General features: G+C 45.9%; 18 protein-coding genes. 13 read left to right on the forward strand and 5 right to left on the reverse strand.

Annotation, left to right across the window (positions count from 1 at the left end; genetic code table 11):
* Nucleotides 1-22 precede the first annotated feature (22 nt).
* A complete protein-coding gene (locus UQW94_RS06700; protein ID WP_322142122.1) occupies nucleotides 23-541 on the forward strand; it encodes an NUDIX hydrolase in 519 nt (172 codons plus the stop codon).
* Nucleotides 542-976: 435 nt separating this feature from the next.
* Here the strand turns inward: UQW94_RS06700 and UQW94_RS06705 are convergent, their stop codons facing one another.
* The 4 genes from UQW94_RS06705 to flgA form a co-directional block, all read right to left on the reverse strand.
* Nucleotides 977-1,723 carry a lytic transglycosylase domain-containing protein gene (locus UQW94_RS06705; RefSeq protein ID WP_054576173.1) on the reverse strand — a complete coding sequence of 249 codons (747 nt, stop codon included), beginning with the start codon at nucleotides 1,721-1,723 and terminating at the stop codon, nucleotides 977-979.
* On the reverse strand, nucleotides 1,704-2,141 hold the full coding sequence (gene flgN, locus UQW94_RS06710) for a flagellar export chaperone FlgN (protein ID WP_005374018.1): 438 nt from the start codon (nucleotides 2,139-2,141) through the stop codon (nucleotides 1,704-1,706). Before flgN ends, UQW94_RS06705 begins: the two co-directional genes overlap by 20 nt.
* 20 nt (nucleotides 2,142-2,161) lie before the next feature.
* Complete coding sequence (gene flgM / locus UQW94_RS06715; RefSeq protein ID WP_005374016.1) at nucleotides 2,162-2,443, reverse strand: flagellar biosynthesis anti-sigma factor FlgM; 282 nt, start codon at nucleotides 2,441-2,443, stop codon at nucleotides 2,162-2,164.
* 135 nt (nucleotides 2,444-2,578) lie between these two features.
* On the reverse strand, nucleotides 2,579-3,376 hold the full coding sequence (gene flgA / locus UQW94_RS06720; RefSeq protein WP_322142123.1) for a flagellar basal body P-ring formation chaperone FlgA: 798 nt from the start codon (nucleotides 3,374-3,376) through the stop codon (nucleotides 2,579-2,581).
* A 77-nt stretch (nucleotides 3,377-3,453) separates the two neighbouring features.
* Between flgA and flgB the strand changes: the two genes are divergently transcribed.
* Genes flgB through UQW94_RS06780 form a run of 12 tightly spaced genes read left to right on the forward strand, consistent with a single transcriptional unit; the run spans nucleotide 3,454 to nucleotide 13,444 of the window.
* Nucleotides 3,454-3,816, forward strand: coding sequence for a flagellar basal body rod protein FlgB (flgB, locus tag UQW94_RS06725; protein ID WP_005374013.1), 363 nt, complete (start codon nucleotides 3,454-3,456; stop codon nucleotides 3,814-3,816).
* A 2-nt stretch (nucleotides 3,817-3,818) separates the two neighbouring features.
* The gene (gene flgC / locus UQW94_RS06730; RefSeq protein WP_005374012.1) at nucleotides 3,819-4,253 is read left to right on the forward strand and encodes a flagellar basal body rod protein FlgC; all 435 of its coding nucleotides are present in this window, start codon (nucleotides 3,819-3,821) and stop codon (nucleotides 4,251-4,253) included.
* Nucleotides 4,253-4,936: a flagellar hook assembly protein FlgD gene (flgD, locus tag UQW94_RS06735; RefSeq protein WP_322142124.1), complete on the forward strand. Its 684-nt coding sequence runs from the start codon at nucleotides 4,253-4,255 to the stop codon at nucleotides 4,934-4,936. The genes flgC and flgD overlap by 1 nt, the downstream gene beginning before the upstream one ends.
* A gap of 27 nt (nucleotides 4,937-4,963) precedes the next feature.
* Nucleotides 4,964-6,160 (forward strand): flagellar hook protein FlgE, encoded by a 1,197-nt coding sequence (gene flgE / locus UQW94_RS06740; RefSeq protein ID WP_322142125.1) that lies wholly within the window; start codon nucleotides 4,964-4,966, stop codon nucleotides 6,158-6,160.
* 12 nt (nucleotides 6,161-6,172) lie between these two features.
* A complete protein-coding gene (gene flgF / locus UQW94_RS06745; RefSeq protein ID WP_005374009.1) occupies nucleotides 6,173-6,904 on the forward strand; it encodes a flagellar basal-body rod protein FlgF in 732 nt (243 codons plus the stop codon).
* A gap of 24 nt (nucleotides 6,905-6,928) precedes the next feature.
* A complete protein-coding gene (flgG, locus tag UQW94_RS06750; RefSeq protein ID WP_005374008.1) occupies nucleotides 6,929-7,714 on the forward strand; it encodes a flagellar basal-body rod protein FlgG in 786 nt (261 codons plus the stop codon).
* Nucleotides 7,715-7,746: 32 nt separating this feature from the next.
* Nucleotides 7,747-8,418 (forward strand): flagellar basal body L-ring protein FlgH, encoded by a 672-nt coding sequence (flgH, locus tag UQW94_RS06755; protein ID WP_017635111.1) that lies wholly within the window; start codon nucleotides 7,747-7,749, stop codon nucleotides 8,416-8,418.
* The gene (locus UQW94_RS06760) at nucleotides 8,403-9,539 is read left to right on the forward strand and encodes a flagellar basal body P-ring protein FlgI (protein WP_086026720.1); all 1,137 of its coding nucleotides are present in this window, start codon (nucleotides 8,403-8,405) and stop codon (nucleotides 9,537-9,539) included. Before flgH ends, UQW94_RS06760 begins: the two co-directional genes overlap by 16 nt.
* A 10-nt stretch (nucleotides 9,540-9,549) precedes the next feature.
* Nucleotides 9,550-10,098: a rod-binding protein gene (locus tag UQW94_RS06765; protein WP_005384422.1), complete on the forward strand. Its 549-nt coding sequence runs from the start codon at nucleotides 9,550-9,552 to the stop codon at nucleotides 10,096-10,098.
* The gene (gene flgK, locus UQW94_RS06770; RefSeq protein WP_322142126.1) at nucleotides 10,099-11,472 is read left to right on the forward strand and encodes a flagellar hook-associated protein FlgK; all 1,374 of its coding nucleotides are present in this window, start codon (nucleotides 10,099-10,101) and stop codon (nucleotides 11,470-11,472) included.
* A gap of 13 nt (nucleotides 11,473-11,485) precedes the next feature.
* On the forward strand, nucleotides 11,486-12,385 hold the full coding sequence (flgL, locus tag UQW94_RS06775; RefSeq protein WP_005373998.1) for a flagellar hook-associated protein FlgL: 900 nt from the start codon (nucleotides 11,486-11,488) through the stop codon (nucleotides 12,383-12,385).
* A gap of 18 nt (nucleotides 12,386-12,403) precedes the next feature.
* Nucleotides 12,404-13,444 carry a flagellin gene (locus UQW94_RS06780; RefSeq protein ID WP_005373996.1) on the forward strand — a complete coding sequence of 347 codons (1,041 nt, stop codon included), beginning with the start codon at nucleotides 12,404-12,406 and terminating at the stop codon, nucleotides 13,442-13,444.
* Nucleotides 13,445-13,532: 88 nt separating this feature from the next.
* Here the strand turns inward: UQW94_RS06780 and UQW94_RS06785 are convergent, their stop codons facing one another.
* A complete protein-coding gene (locus UQW94_RS06785) occupies nucleotides 13,533-16,196 on the reverse strand; it encodes a DUF2339 domain-containing protein (RefSeq protein WP_049872757.1) in 2,664 nt (887 codons plus the stop codon).
* Between the last annotated feature and the right edge of the window lie 317 nt (nucleotides 16,197-16,513).

Genomic DNA, 16,513 nt, shown 5'->3' on the forward strand with positions numbered 1-16,513 from the left:
AACATTGACCGTGGTATTTTCGATGAGACATTTAAAATCGACCGTTCATCCAGACATAGAGCATTTGGATGACAAAATTGTTTTTCAGCGCAATGCAGCGCGAGCCATTGTACTTGATGGTGAAGATGTGCTGTTGCTCTATACAGAACGTTACCATGACTACACGCTACCAGGCGGTGGTATTGATGATGGTGAAGATGTCATTGCTGGATTAGTCCGTGAATTAGAGGAAGAAACGGGCGCCCAAAATATACATGGTATTAAGCCTTTCGGAATCTTTGAGGAGTTTCGTCCGTGGTACAAGGATGACGCTGACGTGATGCACATGGTGTCGTATTGTTATACATGTAAAATCGAACGTGAGCTAGGCGAAACGGTGTATGAAGATTACGAAGTTAAAAATGGAATGCGCCCGGTATGGATGAACATACACGAAGCAATTGCACACAATGAAAAAACGATGGCAGAAAGCCCGAAAAAAGGCATGAGCATTGAGCGCGAAACGTTTTTACTTCAGTTGATTTCTAAAGAATTACTATAAACAGCTAGTTTGCAGCATTACGACTTAGCTTCTGTTGGCTCTATTGTGGGCAAAGATTTTAGAGCAATAAAAAAGTCCGGACTCCCCCCCGGAACCCGGACTTATTCCAGACGCGCAAGCGAAGCGTCATCTTGATATGTTAGATTTGTTTCGAACTATGAAAACAATAGCTGTTTTACATTTAGTGTGTAAATAATTATTAGGTCTGACCATTGGTTTTCATGTTTTTTTGCAAACGCAATGTGACGCATATCTACCCAATTGCCAAGCGCAATTGGGGCGCTTTTTAGTAAACCACTACTCTTTCTTATCTTTGAGATACCTTACCTCAACTTTTTTGCACACGTTTGCATAGAGATCACGAGTTTTCAAATTCGCCGAACAGGATCTTGTAATTTTACGTTTCTCTGACATTGAGCTCTGTCGTAGCTTTTATCACAAATTAACTAGCGGAGGCAGTCGGCTAAAGTCGACCAGCGGTTGTGAAATCATAGGAGCGTCTGGAGCAAACAAGAGTAAAGGTTGAAATGATGAGGATTGTAACTGACCGATATCTATCAACTTTTCCAATGCATAGAAGCGGCTGACATATTGGCGAGTCTCGTTAGGCAGCGTGAGTTGTTGGAAATCTCGACTTCCTGCTCGCTGAATAGCACGTGCAACACGTCCTTCTCCGGCATTGTAGGCAGCTAAAGTGAGAGCCATATTTTGATCGAATTTGTTGTATAAAAACGCCAGGTACTTGAGCGCGGCCGTTGTGCTGGCTTCTGTGTCAAAGCGATCGTCTTGTTTTGTATTTATCGTTAATCCGAATCGTTTCGCTGTGGTTGGTATCAATTGCCAAAGTCCGGCGGCGTTAGCGTGAGAAACGGCTTTGGGGTTGTAAGAAGATTCTAACATTGGCACTAAGGCTAGGCTATTTGGTAATGAGTGGTTTTGAAGCTGTTTGAAAATGTGGTTAATTACCGGTTTGGATGAATCGAGACGCTTGGCAATTTGTGGTTTGTATGGTGCTAATACTTGATACTGCGTTTGAATATCGACAGCATTTGGTTTTGCCTGGCATGTGATTGGAAGGTAGGACAGAAAGGCAATAAAAATAAAAAGGCCTACAGTACTCAGCCGAGATGGCGACTGAATCTGTAGGCAAGACGAACATCGTTTAGAACGATTTATCTTCATAAGTGTGTTGCACAGGTTGTTTGAGTTGACTGACCAACTCATGGAACGCCGCAGAGCTGTGGCCATTGCTCTGATTGTATTGTTGGCACTGACTTACCAACGTTTCCAATAGCGCCCATTGTTTTCTAGCTTGCATACCTATTTGGGCAGGCAAAGCGTTGAAAATTCGTTTTACGCTGGCGTCATTACACGCTAACCCCAGCGCTCGCATACACTGGCTTCTGTCATTGGCGGAGCGGCTGAGTTTATTGAGTATCGGCATTTGTTTCTGAACATTGTCGTTCAGTGCCTCTCCATCAAACTTTAAGTACAATACCTTTTGCTGCTGAAGCAAAGGAAGCAGTTGTTGATAAAGCTTAATATCCTCAGATATAGAGCGAACAAATTGTTGAATTCGCTGCGATACTGCGCTTGCCATGATGTCTTCCTAGCGTTTTATTACTCGTGACCTGTATGGAACTGCATGATTGCCTTGGATAGCACTTTTGTATCTAGGCTAAGTTCACCACGCGCTAATGCGTTGCGTACTTGTTCTACTTTTTCCATATCAACATCAGGTAGTGATGCCATTTCAGCTTGAGCGCGATCTATCGCTACGGTATTCGCTTGAAATGCAGGCTCGTGTACTTTGCTCTGTTCGACGACGTCGACAGGCTGTTTGCTTGCTTGCTGTAATTTTGTTTGTGGGACATGACCGCCCGCGACTTTGTCGATTTTCATGCTGTGGTCCTCATCATCATGTTCTAAATTAAGTAGGCGGTTAGAATGTGATAAACATTAAATATTTTTTTGTACTCGAAGTTCAGTGTTACTGACGAGAGCCAAAATTAAAAAATGTTACCCCGAGTCAAAAAATCAAAATTGAGTATGAACCTGGTTTAATCCAGTTACGACTGCTCTTATGACCTTGCCCGAACTTGGGTTTTCCACGTCAATTTGTTGCCCTTTCGCTCCATCTTCTAAGGCGACTCCTTTTGTGCTGGCACTAAATCCATTTTTGCTCGCAATGACTATGACTTCATTGCCTTTCTCGATTAGAGGTGGGGCCGACAAATTGGATGGATTAACCACTTGTCCAGCCCGCAAACGACGAGAGGTTTCTAAGCCTACTGCTTGCTCGGGGCGAGTATAAAAATCGTCTTGGCGAGAGATGGTTCGGGTTTCAAGCTTTATGTGTTTAGCCGTTACGACTTCATTTCGGCCAACCGTGGTTGTCGCGACCAAAACAGGCAGAGTCAGCGAAGACTTTATCGTAACGTTAATTCGCCATGGTGATGCGATATTGTCGCAGCTGACTGAGCGCTTGAGGTTACCGACTGGCAACGTGTTGTTGTCACGACCTGTGATAACTAAAGGCGATTGACATTCTGGCAAGTGATTGGCTGAACCGGGCACCCACATGTCGAAGTCTAGTTTGTACTCCCCCCACTGATTGGAGAGCGCTACGCGATCCACCTCTTGTTCGAAATCCGTTGCTACAACGGACCTTATCTCTTCAACGCTTAGGGTTTTGTCATTGGTGTTGGCGAATGCTTGTTCTGATGTCAAAGCGAGTAACGTCAGCATTATTGTTGAGGAAGTAGACATTTTCCTCTTGTTTTTAATGCTTTCCGAGAACCGGAAGTTTGGCTTCCATCCTTGTTTGTAAATCATTGATATATATAGCTATTTTTTATGGCACGTATCTTGTTTGTATGTTGGCGTATTCGAGCCAACTGTAAGGAAGATGCATGGCGATCACATTTGAAAATGCTTTAGGAGTACATCCAGAGGCACTTAATTTTCGCGTTCAGCGTACCAAAGTCCTCGCCAGTAACCTAGCAAATGTTGACACCCCTGGGTATTTGGCGAAAGACCTAAGTTTCACCACCGTAATGAACCAAGTAACGGCAGGTGGTGTGAACAAACCGGTGCCAAAGTTCCAGGTTCAGGCCCAATACTCGGTGCCTTACCAGAATAGCAAAAATGGCAACACCGTAGAGCTTGGTGTTGAACAAGCAAAATTCACGCAAAACAACATGGACTTTCAAACTAGCCTGACGTTTCTCAACATGAAATTTAATGGCTTAGCGAAAGCGATTGAGGGACGTTAATTATGTCATTCACTGATATTTACTCGATCACTGGTTCCGCGATGACAGCACAAACTGTGCGTCTGAATACGGTAGCCAGTAACTTAGCAAACGCAGATGCAGTATCTGCAAATCCAGAAGATGCTTATAAAGCGCTTAAGCCAGTATTTGCGACTGTGTACCAAAAAACGCAAATGACAACAGAAAATGGAGCTTATCCCAATGCAGAAGTTCGCATTGTTGACGTTGTTAAAAATGCTGGAGATGCAGAGAAGCGTTTTGAGCCGAACAACCCACTGGCTAATGATGAAGGCTATGTGTTTTACCCCGATATTGATGTAGTTGCTGAAATGGCAGACATGATGTCCGCAACACGCAGCTTCGAAACGAATGTTGAAGTATTAGCCAATGTAAAAAGTATGCAGCAAGGTCTGCTTAGATTAGGGCAGGGCAGCTAATGAGTATTGCGCAATACACCCCTTTATCGTCTGACGCTCCAGTAAATACAAAAGCAAAAGACAGCAACGGTATCTCACCAAACCCTAAAGACATGAACAGTGCTTCTTCATTGCAGAATGAGTTTATTTCTTTGATGGTGGCTCAAATTAAAAACCAAGACCCACTTAATCCCCTTGATGGTACGGAATACGTTGGTCAATTGGCTCAGTTCTCGCAGGTACAAAGTACCGAGAATATGTCCGAGAGAATGCAACAGAACATGGTATTACTGAATAACATGCAAGTGCTATCAACAGCGGGCCTTGTTGGGCAAACGGTTTATGTGAAGGCTGATGAATTTCAGCTTGGTGAAGGCGTACAAAACGGAAAAATCGAACTCGCTCATAGCTCAAACCAAGTCACGTTAGTTGTTAAAGATGAATTTGGTCAATCAACTAAAGTGCCATTAGGTGCTCACGGCAAAGGTGACGTCGACTTTTCAATTAATCCTGAAGAACTTGGTCTTAAACCAGGCAAATACTCTGTGGCAGTCAAAGTGCAAGAAGGGCAAGCAAGCCCAAATGTGCTGATGGCAGGCACTGTTGAGCAAGTGCGTATCCAAAAAAATGGTGGTGCTACATTAGTCAATGTTCATGGCGTTGGCAACGTTCCTTTCTATCAAATCTATCAGTTTGGTGCTTAACCAAATACGAAAATCAGAGGTCTATTTATGAGTTTTAACATCGCACTAAGTGCTCTGGACGCGACCAACTCAGAGTTAAATACAATCAGCCACAACATTGCCAACGCATCAACGTATGGTTTTAAAAGTGGCCGTACAGAATTCTCCGCTGTATACAACGGTATGCAACCTGGTGGCGTGGAAGTCGCGTCAATTTCACAGAACTTCGACAAAAACGGCAGTATCACAGGAACTGGCCGTGCGTTGGACTTGGCTATCAAAGGAGGGGGTTTTTTTGTTACTAAAGATAATATGGGCCAAATGTTGTACACACGTTCAGGTGTGTTCTTGACGGATAAGAACAACTTTATAACGAATAACAGCGGTGCAAAGCTTCAAGGTTACAGTGTTGATAGTAACAATAAGCTAATGACAGGTTCTGTAGGTAATATTCAGGTATCGACTTCCTCACTGAATGCTAAAGCAACAGACAGCTTAGATTTTGTTGCGAACTTCGACGCAAGCGCGTCTGTTATTGATAAAGCCGTAACGCCATTCAATCCAAAAGATCCAAGCTCATTTAACTCGTCTTACACAACAAAAGTCTACGACTCATTGGGTAACTCGCACACGGTAACTCAATACTTTACTAAGACTGCTTCTAACTCGTGGGAAGTGAACGTTCAAGTAGATGGCGGCACGACGCCAGTAGCAACCGTGCCTGTAACGTTTGATAAAGACGGCTCGCTTTCAACACCGACTGCGCCGTTTAATGTTTCATTCCCTGCAGCAGGTGCAAAGGCGATGAGTGTAGACATTAATCTGAAAGGCAGCACGCAGTTTGGTGCGAAATTTGGTGTAAGTACCAATAGTCCAAATGGTTATGCTTCAGGCAAACTTGTGGGTGTACGTGTTGAAGATAACGGCATGGTTTACGCGACTTACACTAACGGCCAATCACAGCTACAAGGTCAGGTTGTTCTTGCTGATTTTGCCAATCCTCAAGGTTTAGCAAAAGCGAGTGGTACAGCGTGGACTCAAAGCTTTAGCTCAGGCGCTCCAATTATGGGAGTTCCGGGTTCAGGTACGATGGGTGACCTAACTCCGGGTGCATTAGAAGGTTCTAACGTTAATATAACCAGTGAACTTGTTGCTTTAATGACCGCACAGCGCAACTACCAAGCAAACTCGAAGACAATTTCTACCAGCGATAAGCTTACTCAAGCTTTATTTAACGCGGTGTAATGGGAGTTTTGCATGGATAGTTTGTTATTTACGGCAACGTCGGGTGCCAGCCGAGTTCTTAAAGCGCAGCACGTTCGTTCAAACAACTTATCAAATGCTGATACTGCGGGTTTTCGAGCGGATATGGAGCGTGTGCGTAGTGTAGAGATGCAAGGCCCAGGTTTTGATGGTCGCACTATGGTTGTGACCAACTCTGCCTCAACACGTTTCGACGCTGGCGATATTGTGAAAACAGGACGTCCGTTGGACGTTGCGGTTATGGGTGAGGGGTATCTCTCTGTAGAAACCCCAGCGGGTAACGAAGCTTACACCCGTGCAGGCAATATTCAGGTCGATACTTTTGGCGCTCTAACAATCAATGGGTTCCCTGTCCTCGGTGACAATGGTCCTTTGGTTGTGCCGGATTATCAAAAGATTGAAATCAGCGAGCGTGGTCAAGTCTCAGTGATCCCACCAGGTGGCGGCGCAGAAATTGTGGCAGGCACTTTGAAGTTGGTTAAACCGGAAATTAATCAACTGCAAAAAGAGAGCGATAGCTTGCTGCACAGCGTAGATGGCGTGCCATTCGCGGCAGATGAAACCGTGCAACTCTCTCCTGAGCACATTGAGGGCAGTAACGTATCTGCTATTGATGAATTGGTTAGTGTGATGTCGCTGACGCGCAACTTTGAAATGCAAGTTCGCATGATGAAAACGGCGGAAACTCTAGCAAAAGCTGGTAACAAATTAATGGCGGCGAGCTAAGTCTCGCCCCGCAAGGAGTAAAAAATGCATTCAGCATTATGGGTAAGTAAAACAGGCATGGCAGCGCAAGACACGAAGATGACTGCCATTTCTAACAACCTAGCAAACGTAAACACGGTTGGCTTTAAGCGTGACCGAGTCGTATTTGAAGACCTTTTCTACAGCATTCAGCGTCAACCAGGCGCTCAAGTAGACCAAGTTAACGAACTACCAAGTGGTATTCAGCTAGGTAGCGGTGTTCGCGTTGTTGGCACACAAAAAGTGTTCACGCAAGGTAATACCCAAAACACAACGCAAGAGTTGGATCTTGCTGTAATGGGTCAGGGTTTCTTCCAAATAGAAAACTCGGACGGACAGATCATGTATACACGTAATGGTCAGTTCCATCGAAACTCAGAAGGCTTAATGGTGAACAGTCAGGGCCTGCCTTTAGAGCCTCAAATCCAGATCCCTGACAATGCGGTCTCTTTCTCTGTGGGTGTTGATGGCACCGTGACTACAACAACAGCAGACGATCCAACACCTCAGCAGCTTGGTCAAATTACACTTGCAAAATTCATCAATCCAGCAGGCTTAGAGGCCATGGGTGGCAACTTATTTCGTGAAACGGAAGCTAGCGGTCCAGCTGATGAGCTGATTGCAGGAGCTGATGGCGCCGGCATTATCAAGCAAGGTGCACTGGAAGGGTCAAACGTACAAGTAGTAGAAGAGATGGTCGACATGATCACCACTCAACGTGCGTATGAGATGAATGCGAAAGTGGTCTCTGCTGCAGATGACATGCTGAAGTTTGTTTCGCAATCAATGTAAGTATGAAATTGGTGATGATGAAGGAAAAAGCAATGAAATGGCTTTCTAAGAGTTGGGCAGTAGCCGCCGTGTTGCTGGTGGGATGTGCTGGCCGTCAGGAATTTATTCCGCCTGAGCCGAATGCTGAGGAATATGCACCACCAACGCTCGATTACACGCTGCCGGAAACCCAATCTGGTAGCCTTTATCGTCACCAATACACGATGACCCTGTTCCAGGATCGTCGTGCTTACCGAGTTGGCGATGTATTAACGGTTCAATTATCAGAAGAAACCTCATCGAGTAAAAATGCGGGTACTAAGTTCGGTAAAAGTTCAGCAATTAACTTTGTGGCGCCGACCATAGGCACGAAAACTATCGATGAGTTAGGGGTTAGCGTGGATGGCAAACGTAACTTCGATGGCAGTGCATCAAGTTCACAAGGCAACAAGCTTCAAGGTGCCATTACGGTAACGGTACACGAAGTATTACCTAATGGCGTATTACGTATCAGCGGTGAAAAATGGCTTCGTCTGAATCAAGGCGACGAGTTTATTCGTCTAACCGGTATCGTCCGTGTGGATGATATTAACCGCAGTAACCAAGTTTCTTCTCAACGAATTGCTGATGCAAGAATTACCTACGCAGGTCGCGGAGCGCTAGCTGACAGCAACGCAGCCGGGTGGCTAACTCAGTTCTTCAACAGCCCATGGGTACCTTTCTAATGAAGACAATGCAATCTTTCTTTATGTCTCTCCTATTGGTGTTGACCTTGGGACTACCAGGCACTTCACGTGCTGAAGCGGAAATTCCGATCATGGACTTGGTCGATGTTCGCGGCATTCGAGAAAACCAGCTGGTTGGTTATGGTTTGGTGGTTGGCTTAGCCGGCCAAGGTGACCGAAACCAAGTGAAATTTACCTCTCAATCTATTACCAACATGCTACGTCAGTTTGGGGTTCAAATTGATGACAGTATGAACCCTAAGCTACGAAATGTGGCTTCTGTGAGTGTGACAGCGTCCGTTGATCCAATGGCAGGCCCAGGACAAACGTTGGATGTGGTTGTGTCTTCAATCGGTGATGCAAAGAGCCTTCGCGGTGGTACGTTATTGCTAACGCCTTTACGTGGTATTGATGGCGAAGTGTACGCGATTGCGCAAGGCAACGTGGTTGTGGGGGGCTTATCTGCAGAGGGGCGAAGTGGCTCCAAAGTAGAAGTGAACACACCAACGGCGGGTCGCGTTCCGAATGGTGCGACTTTAGAGAGAGAAATCAAAACCGATTTCAACCAACGTGATGAAATCACCCTAAACCTGCGCAAGCCTAGCTTCACTACAGCAAAAAATATTGCGCGTGAAATTAACAACACTTTTGGACCTAACGTTGCAGTTGCGATCAATAAAGCGCGCATTGATATGCGTGCACCAAAAGATACACAGCAGCGTGTCGTCATGATGTCGATGCTTGAAGAAATGAGCGTTGTTGAAGGCCGTAAACCTGCTCGTATTGTCTTTAACTCTCGCACTGGCACCGTGGTGATCGGTAAGAGTGTCAAAGTGAGTGAAGCAGCAGTAAGTCACGGTAACTTAACCGTGCGAATTTCTGAATCACAACAAGTTAGTCAGCCTAATGCGTTTGCAAATGGCGATACGAAAGTCGTTAACCAAACGGATCTTGATGTGAATGAAGATCTCGCTCAGATGGTGATTTGGCCTCCAGGCACGGAACTTAACACCATAGTTAATGCGGTAAATAGTTTAGGTGCCACGCCTACAGACTTGATGTCTATCCTGCAAGCTTTGAGTGAAGCGGGTGCATTGAACGCTGAATTGGTCGTGATATAAGGAGTTAAGGATGAAGCTAGACAGTACCAATGAACAAACTCAGTTAAATTCGATGCTTTATCACGACAACAGTGCATTGGCTAACATCAAGCATAGTCGTGATCAAGAAGGCGCACTTGAAGTCGTCGCAGGTCAATTTGAGGCAATGTTCCTACAAATGGTGTTACGCCAAATGCGTAGCAGTAGTGACGCTCTTGCTGATAAAGACAGCCCGTTTGCCAGTCAGCAACAAGGGGTATTCCGTGATATGTATGACGGTCAGCTGGCGATGGAACTAGCAAAGAAACAGAGCTCAGGCATTGCCAATATGCTCATCCAGCAGCTGAGCCCGTCTATGCGTGAGGTTGCTTTCGATGCTGCGCGCAACATCTCATCCGCTAACGATGGTAAAGGTTCGAATTCTGAATCTATCTCACAAGTAGATTCTAAAGAGGTGGAGAAGAATTCAAGCCTATTTAATACCGCTTCTCAAGCCGTCGCCTCTGTTAAACAGGTATTCGGTGAGGCCGGTATGACTACCGCGTTTTCTCAGCCGTTGATCAGAAAAATGGAGCTGTAAATGAACCTAGTTAATATTGCCCTTTCAGGTTTAGGCGCGAACCGTGTGGCCCTAGACGTAACCGCGCAAAACGTGGCAAACGTGAATACCGTGGGTTACAGTCGTCAACAAGCGTTGATGGCGTCTGTCGATGATGGTAAAGCCAATCGCTTAAGCCCAGGTTTAGGGGTAGAAGTCACTAGCATTCGCCGCGTTACTGATCAATTTCTGATTAAGCAAACGTGGTCGACTAACAGTATGGCGGCATACGCATCTGGATACACCAGTAACATGAGTCAGCTGGAGAATACGCTTGGTGCTGATGGTTTCAGCATATCGGCTGGCTTGGACTCACTAAACGCTGCGCTTAACGATGCGACCGTTAAGCCGGAATCCATACCTTACCGCCAGCAGATCATTAACGAATCTGAAGCTTTGGCCCGCCGTTTTAATACGCTTACCGAGTCTTTATACAATCAACATAAAGACATGAGCGACCAACGTAGTGCAGCGCTTAACCACGCGAATAGCCTTATGGAAAATATCGCGAAGGTGAACAAGCAACTGGTAGAGATGCAAGGTACAGGTGGTAACCCATCACAGTTAATGGATGAACGAGATAGGTTAATCGGTGAGTTATCTCAAACCATTGAAATCAAAACAACACAGCAGCATGACGGCAGTGTTCAGGTCACACTAACCTCTGGTCAACCGCTTGTGATGGGTACGGACCATGGCAAACTGGAAGCCATTCCTGACCCGAGTGATCCTTACTTAGCGGACTTACACGTCACGTTCTCGAAGCAAAGTTTTGCAATTGGTGACTCGCTTGGTGGCAAATTAGGTGCGATTAATGACTATCAAACCGAAGTGTTGAAACCAAACCAATTGGCTCTGAATGACATGGCGAAAGCTCTCGCGGATGAATACAACGCCGTGCTTGCAACTGGCAAAGACTTAAATGGCAACCCAGGTAAACCTTTGTTCAGCTATGACCCAGCAAACCCTGCAGCCAGTTTGGATATAACCAAGCTAACTCCAGATGAGCTTGCGTTCTCAAGTGATGGCACACCTGGTAACGCAGATACGTTGCAATCATTGATCGAGTTAAGCAACAAGCCAGTGGCGGTATCAGGTTACGGCTCAGTAAGCTTGAACGATGCCTTTAGTTCAATGGTGGGTCAAACCGCAATTAAAGCACGCCAAGCTAATGCTGATTATCAAGCAAAGTTAGCCATGAACAAGCAAGCACACAAAGCTCGCGATAATGTTAGTTCCGTAAACAGCGATGAAGAAGCGGCTAACCTAATGATGTTTGCTAATGCGCACAATGCCAACATGAAAGTGATCAGCACAGCAAATCAACTGCTCGATTCTATTCTGCAGTTATTCTAAGAGGAAAGTTTAGATGCGAATTAGTGACAATCAATTTAGTCAAATGATGTTGCACAGCTTGCAGAGCAATAGCGCGGGATTAGGCGAAGCTCTGCAACAGATGTCTACTGGCAAGCGCTTGACCAAGCTGTCTGACGATCCAATGGCTTCGATCAAGTTGCTTAACTTAGACCGAGAAACCAGTGCGATTGCTCAGTACAAAAACAACATTGAAAACGTAAAAACGACGCTATCGAGTCAAGAAACCCATTTAGATTCGATCAAAGAAAGCTTAAAAAGCATGCGAGACATCGCGCTTTGGGGTGCGAACGGCTCTCTTACTGACGAAAGTCGTGGCGGTATGATTACAGAGCTTAAGAGTTACCGTGACTCTATTGAGTCGTCTTTTAACGCGCAGGATGAAGAAGGGCACTACCTTTTCTCTGGTACTAAAACGGATACTGCGGCTGTAAGTAAAGCGAGCGGCAGCTACGTAATTGAAGGTAATAGTGACAAGCGCGTAGTAACAATTGCTAAAGGTGTCACGATGGATTCCAATATGACTGCAAAAGAAATATTGGACCTTGGGGGAGGCCATAACGTGCTTAACCAAATTGATGCGCTGATCAAAGAGTTTGAGAGCCCTACCGCCAACTTCAGAGCTGAAGTTGAGGCGAGTATCAGCGCTATCGACGATACTTTTTCAAACGTACTAGGGACCATGACTGAGATTGGTGGTCGACACAACAACTTAGATCTTGTTGGTGGCGCGCACAGTGAAAACAAGCTGTTCGTTGACAAAGTATCTGGAGACCTCTCTGCTCTGGACTATGGTGAAGCGTCGGTACGATTGAGTAATTACATGGCCGCTTTGCAAGCAACGCAAGCAAGCTATGTGAAGATCGATGGTTTGTCGCTGTTTGACCGTTTATAAGGTTAGGAAGTTCTTTTTATGGTAATGAGTACAGTAGAGGTTAGACCCCATAGCATACGCTTAGGTGGACAAGAACAAGCCTCTATCATGCCGACCCGTTCTGCAGACTCAAGTACGGCAATTAAACCGCGCCCGGCGCAAATTCAGGCTGACACTGCGTCAGCCTACTCTGTATCTGGTATTCAGCTTACGCAGGGTCAGCAGCAAGCCACGGCGGTTCAGATCGCGTCCAAATCGCTGCAGGTGATTGGCAAAGAGCTCACGCAAATTAAACGTGGTTTGACGCAAGCTATTAATCAAGGCGTACAAAATGTTCCTGGTTTGCAGGATACATTGGTTCGATCTAAAGCCACCATCCAAAAAGTCGTTGAGCAAGCACGTTTCGATGGCCAGAAAGTCCTAAATAACGAACTGCACTTAAAACTGGATAAAGCGGACATTCGTCGCTTTTCTATTCCAGGTTTGAATGTTCATCGCTTAAGCGACAAGGCCGAGCAAATCCGTTTGGATTTTCCTCAAGGTCAAGCGGTGATGATTCAGTTTGATGGACAATCAGACGGTGAGCGAACGGTCAAAATGCTGGATCGCAGCTTGATTGCGTTAGGAATGCGAGCCTCATTAGCCGATGATGGCAGCATTTTATTTGAAGCCAGAGACAACGCTTATCAACAAATGCAACAAAAGGTGATGGTAACGGGGGAAGGGCACCGCTTCCCTGCGGGACAGCCTAACGTTTTGAACTTAAAGTCTGAGCCAGATGGTATTGCGGAGCTCGGGTTTGATCTAGGCTCACGCGACGGCATCAAGCAGACGATTGCCAAAGTAAATCAGCATCTGAAACAAGTTCAAACGAGCTTGCAGGAAGCGAAAGCTTTTCATGGTGAACTGAATACTCAAATGCGTTCTATCCAAACCAAAACCGCACAGCTTTCAGTCAATGAAGTGAATGCAAAACTGGATGGATTCATGCAAAAGTCTGGCGAGTTTACTTCAACTTTTCAGGCATTGAATGCGCAAGCAAACGTGCGTCGTCATACCGTGGTCGCTTTACTGAAGTAACGAACACTCCAATGATTCCCGGCTTTACACTGTTATCGTCCCCCAATAACGAAAACAGCGCACTGTCGGGAATCTCTCTTCGACTCGTCTAGGGCTCGAGTGCTTTTGCCACCGAACGATTCAATTTCTGGAATAGCCATCCAAGTGCTATCAAAGACGCACCTAAGCCTAAGAAGCTTATTGCTCGCCAGAACCCATCCAGAGAGCTCACATCCCATAAGAATACTTTCAGTGCGACACAGGCAAGGACCACTAGACCGACACGCTGCATCATCAGCCCCTGTTGGGTCACGCCGCGCCAAGTCAGCAATCCACCTACGAGCAAGCCAGCCACAGAATAACTGAACAACTCTGCCATGCTGGTTGGCTGATACAGCATCATCGATGTGGTTTGCCAGAATTGACGGATAGACATCCCCAACCAAATGGCTGCAAGTAAAAAGCCTAGACTAGCAATCGCAAATCGATGAACTTGCAACGTATTCCAGCGTTTAAAGGTTGCGATAAGCAGGATGCAAGCTGGTAACAGCCAGCCGATACTCAGCATGTTAAAGATGGGAAGTGCTTGTGCCGAGACGTTATCAGTCACCAACGGCGATTCTGCCGTATTAAGCAAAATAATCAATATAGCGAACGCGCACCAAAGCAAGTAACTATAGATTTCGTAGATACGGCTTAAGCGTTGCGCAAATTGGCTGCGGTAGCTGTATACCAAACCCATAACTAATGCTTGATTGGCAAAGACTGCCGCACTTGTGAAGTCGATGTGCCCCAAGTAACCATATTGCCCCGTTAACCAGTAGTTAGTTTGGGTGAACAATGCCATTAAGAATACATGTAAAAACGCCCCTTCAAACCAGTTGGTCAGTTCTCGGTCCACTTGTTTTAGTGTTGAACGAGCATAAGACAAGATGAAGAGAGAAGGCAGATAACTCACAAGAACCCAAGCCCAATGCCCAGCTTCTACCGGTTGCCATTCGGGGATGAAAGGTAGCAGCGTGAGTCGGATAACCAGTATTCCCATTGCCACTTTAATCGCCCAACTCGCAGGTCGAAATAACCCGACTTGAGCCTGTAAGGCCATTATCGCAACTTGTATTGAGATTGCTGTTGTTAACCAAGTATCGCTCAACCAAACAAAAGCAATACCTATGATTAAAGCATGCATAACGGCAGAGCATTCTAATGCCAACGAACGTGCACGCTGACCAAGCACAACGTAGTAAGTGGCCATCAATGCGCAGAATGCAGTCCAATACCACAGGTAGCCCTGCATAAATTCGTCAATATAAAACAACGTAATTAAGCTCATCGCGGGAGCCAGTACCAGCAGAAGCAGCCCACTGAGTTGCGAACGGTCACTAAGTGATTGGCAATATGTTCGATAGCAGATCAGCGCAATACTCACCGCCAATGCGAATAGGATGCTAGCTTCTCGCTCTACCATATACAGCGCATCAAAAGCGATGGTAAGAACTATCAGCGCGGTTGCCGAGACGAGTATGGATGGCAAAAATACACGTAATGACCAGCCTGTACGAAGTGCTGGTAGCCAGATGCTCGCAACAAGCAGCGTATAACAGTACGCCATTTGTAGAGTGTTCAGCTCCGGCATTCTGGTGACGGCAGAAAAGGTCAATAAAGCAGTTGCGAGAGCGGTAGCGGTCGGCGAGTTTGTCCACTTGCTTTGATAGTGACGAAAGCGAGGATTGAGCATCCAACCCATTCTCGGAACCGCGAAAATGAGATACAAAGTGATGGAGAGATAAATCGCGAGCCACGAGAACAACAGTTCTGTTGGTACACTCTCAATCAACAGCAACATCCAAATGACATGTGGAATCGCGATACTTGGCGTAATCCATGCCCTACGCACTTTTTGCATCAATAAGGTCGCCGCGAACGAAATTGCGCAGATGTATCCGGCTAACAAGAAGTAGTTGGGTTCATTACCCCCAATCCACAGTGGTGCTGTGTAGCCACCAATTAAGCCAAGCACGGCCATTAACGGCCCTTGTCGCAATGATAATGCTAAACTGAAAAATGCCGCTGAAGCCAAGATGATCAACGAGATACTCGGCGTTAGCATTTGATAAACCACAAAGGCAAAAATGACGGTGCAGTAAATGCCCGTTAATCCCGTACCGGTAACAGCAGCAGGAACATACGTAAAACCTTGGGCTCGTGCTGCCCGTTGCGGATTCTGTTGTTCTTTACGGTGAAACCACTCGCCAACAAGCACCATAAGTAATGAGATCACAAAGGCAAAGGACACTCGCATAAATGGCGAAAACTGGATGTGACTACCAATTACCTGTACGAGATAACCTCCACCGATCAGCATGGCCAATGCGCCTACCCAAACCAACCAATTTTCTTGAATGTTGCTAAGCAGGCTCTGAACTTTACTCTGAAGGAATGACTCATTTTCTTGACTAAAAACATCCAGTTGCACTTCTCTTGTCTGGGCGTACCCTTGATTCGCAGCGCTCTGGTCCAAGTCTAGGTTGGCAGCTGGTTCATGTTCCCCAAAGGATGAGACATTTTTCTGTTGTGATTCTATGTGAGGTGACGTCGCTACAGATGGTGTGTCTTTTTCGATGCTGGATTGTTGGTGTACTTGTTGGTTTGAGCCCCCATGGACACTGGCTCGTAGTGATGTGACTTCCTCACGAAGTTTGGTTAGTTCTTTTTCTAAAAGTGCAGCTCGGTTGGCGGCTTTCACTCCGATGAGGATGGCGAGACACGCCATGAACAGTGCTAGTATTACGTACAATCCATTTCTCCTTGCGTACGTCGCGTGACCCACGATTCTTAACTTTGAGCACTTACGCTAAAGCTTAGTTCATGCTCTATGCCTTAGCCTCATATAGTGCTAGGTTCCGCGCTTTCTTCAGAAATCATTCTACATAATGAAACTCAATGCGTAATGATGAATTCGACAAAGTCGCACACTTGTGTGCCACTTTAAGACCTGATGAACAAAAATGAGTCGTTAAGTCATTGGGGGTCAACTATATTCATAGTTCTGATGCGATCGCCAAATGACTTCAAACATGTGCGTTTCGT

Origin of the sequence: Vibrio sp. PBL-C16 (assembly GCF_034321865.1) — a bacterium.
Lineage (GTDB): Bacteria > Pseudomonadota > Gammaproteobacteria > Enterobacterales > Vibrionaceae > Vibrio > Vibrio alginolyticus.

What these genes read in the sequence shown, in the direction of transcription:
- UQW94_RS06700 (WP_322142122.1), top strand. Translation starts at nt 23, where the DNA reads ATGAGACATTTAAAATCGACCGTTCATCCAGACATAGAGCATTTGGAT.
- flgD (WP_322142124.1), top strand. Translation starts at nt 4,253, where the DNA reads ATGAGTATTGCGCAATACACCCCTTTATCGTCTGACGCTCCAGTAAAT.
- flgH (WP_017635111.1), top strand. Translation starts at nt 7,747, where the DNA reads ATGAAATGGCTTTCTAAGAGTTGGGCAGTAGCCGCCGTGTTGCTGGTG.
- flgF (WP_005374009.1), top strand. Translation starts at nt 6,173, where the DNA reads ATGGATAGTTTGTTATTTACGGCAACGTCGGGTGCCAGCCGAGTTCTT.
- flgL (WP_005373998.1), top strand. Translation starts at nt 11,486, where the DNA reads ATGCGAATTAGTGACAATCAATTTAGTCAAATGATGTTGCACAGCTTG.
- UQW94_RS06760 (WP_086026720.1), top strand. Translation starts at nt 8,403, where the DNA reads ATGGGTACCTTTCTAATGAAGACAATGCAATCTTTCTTTATGTCTCTC.
- flgM (WP_005374016.1), bottom strand. Translation starts at nt 2,443, where the DNA reads ATGAAAATCGACAAAGTCGCGGGCGGTCATGTCCCACAAACAAAATTA.
- UQW94_RS06780 (WP_005373996.1), top strand. Translation starts at nt 12,404, where the DNA reads ATGGTAATGAGTACAGTAGAGGTTAGACCCCATAGCATACGCTTAGGT.
- flgN (WP_005374018.1), bottom strand. Translation starts at nt 2,141, where the DNA reads ATGGCAAGCGCAGTATCGCAGCGAATTCAACAATTTGTTCGCTCTATA.
- flgC (WP_005374012.1), top strand. Translation starts at nt 3,819, where the DNA reads ATGTCATTCACTGATATTTACTCGATCACTGGTTCCGCGATGACAGCA.
- UQW94_RS06765 (WP_005384422.1), top strand. Translation starts at nt 9,550, where the DNA reads ATGAAGCTAGACAGTACCAATGAACAAACTCAGTTAAATTCGATGCTT.
- UQW94_RS06785 (WP_049872757.1), bottom strand. Translation starts at nt 16,196, where the DNA reads ATGGCGTGTCTCGCCATCCTCATCGGAGTGAAAGCCGCCAACCGAGCT.
- UQW94_RS06705 (WP_054576173.1), bottom strand. Translation starts at nt 1,723, where the DNA reads ATGAAGATAAATCGTTCTAAACGATGTTCGTCTTGCCTACAGATTCAG.
- flgE (WP_322142125.1), top strand. Translation starts at nt 4,964, where the DNA reads ATGAGTTTTAACATCGCACTAAGTGCTCTGGACGCGACCAACTCAGAG.
- flgB (WP_005374013.1), top strand. Translation starts at nt 3,454, where the DNA reads ATGGCGATCACATTTGAAAATGCTTTAGGAGTACATCCAGAGGCACTT.
- flgG (WP_005374008.1), top strand. Translation starts at nt 6,929, where the DNA reads ATGCATTCAGCATTATGGGTAAGTAAAACAGGCATGGCAGCGCAAGAC.
- flgA (WP_322142123.1), bottom strand. Translation starts at nt 3,376, where the DNA reads ATGATTTACAAACAAGGATGGAAGCCAAACTTCCGGTTCTCGGAAAGC.
- flgK (WP_322142126.1), top strand. Translation starts at nt 10,099, where the DNA reads ATGAACCTAGTTAATATTGCCCTTTCAGGTTTAGGCGCGAACCGTGTG.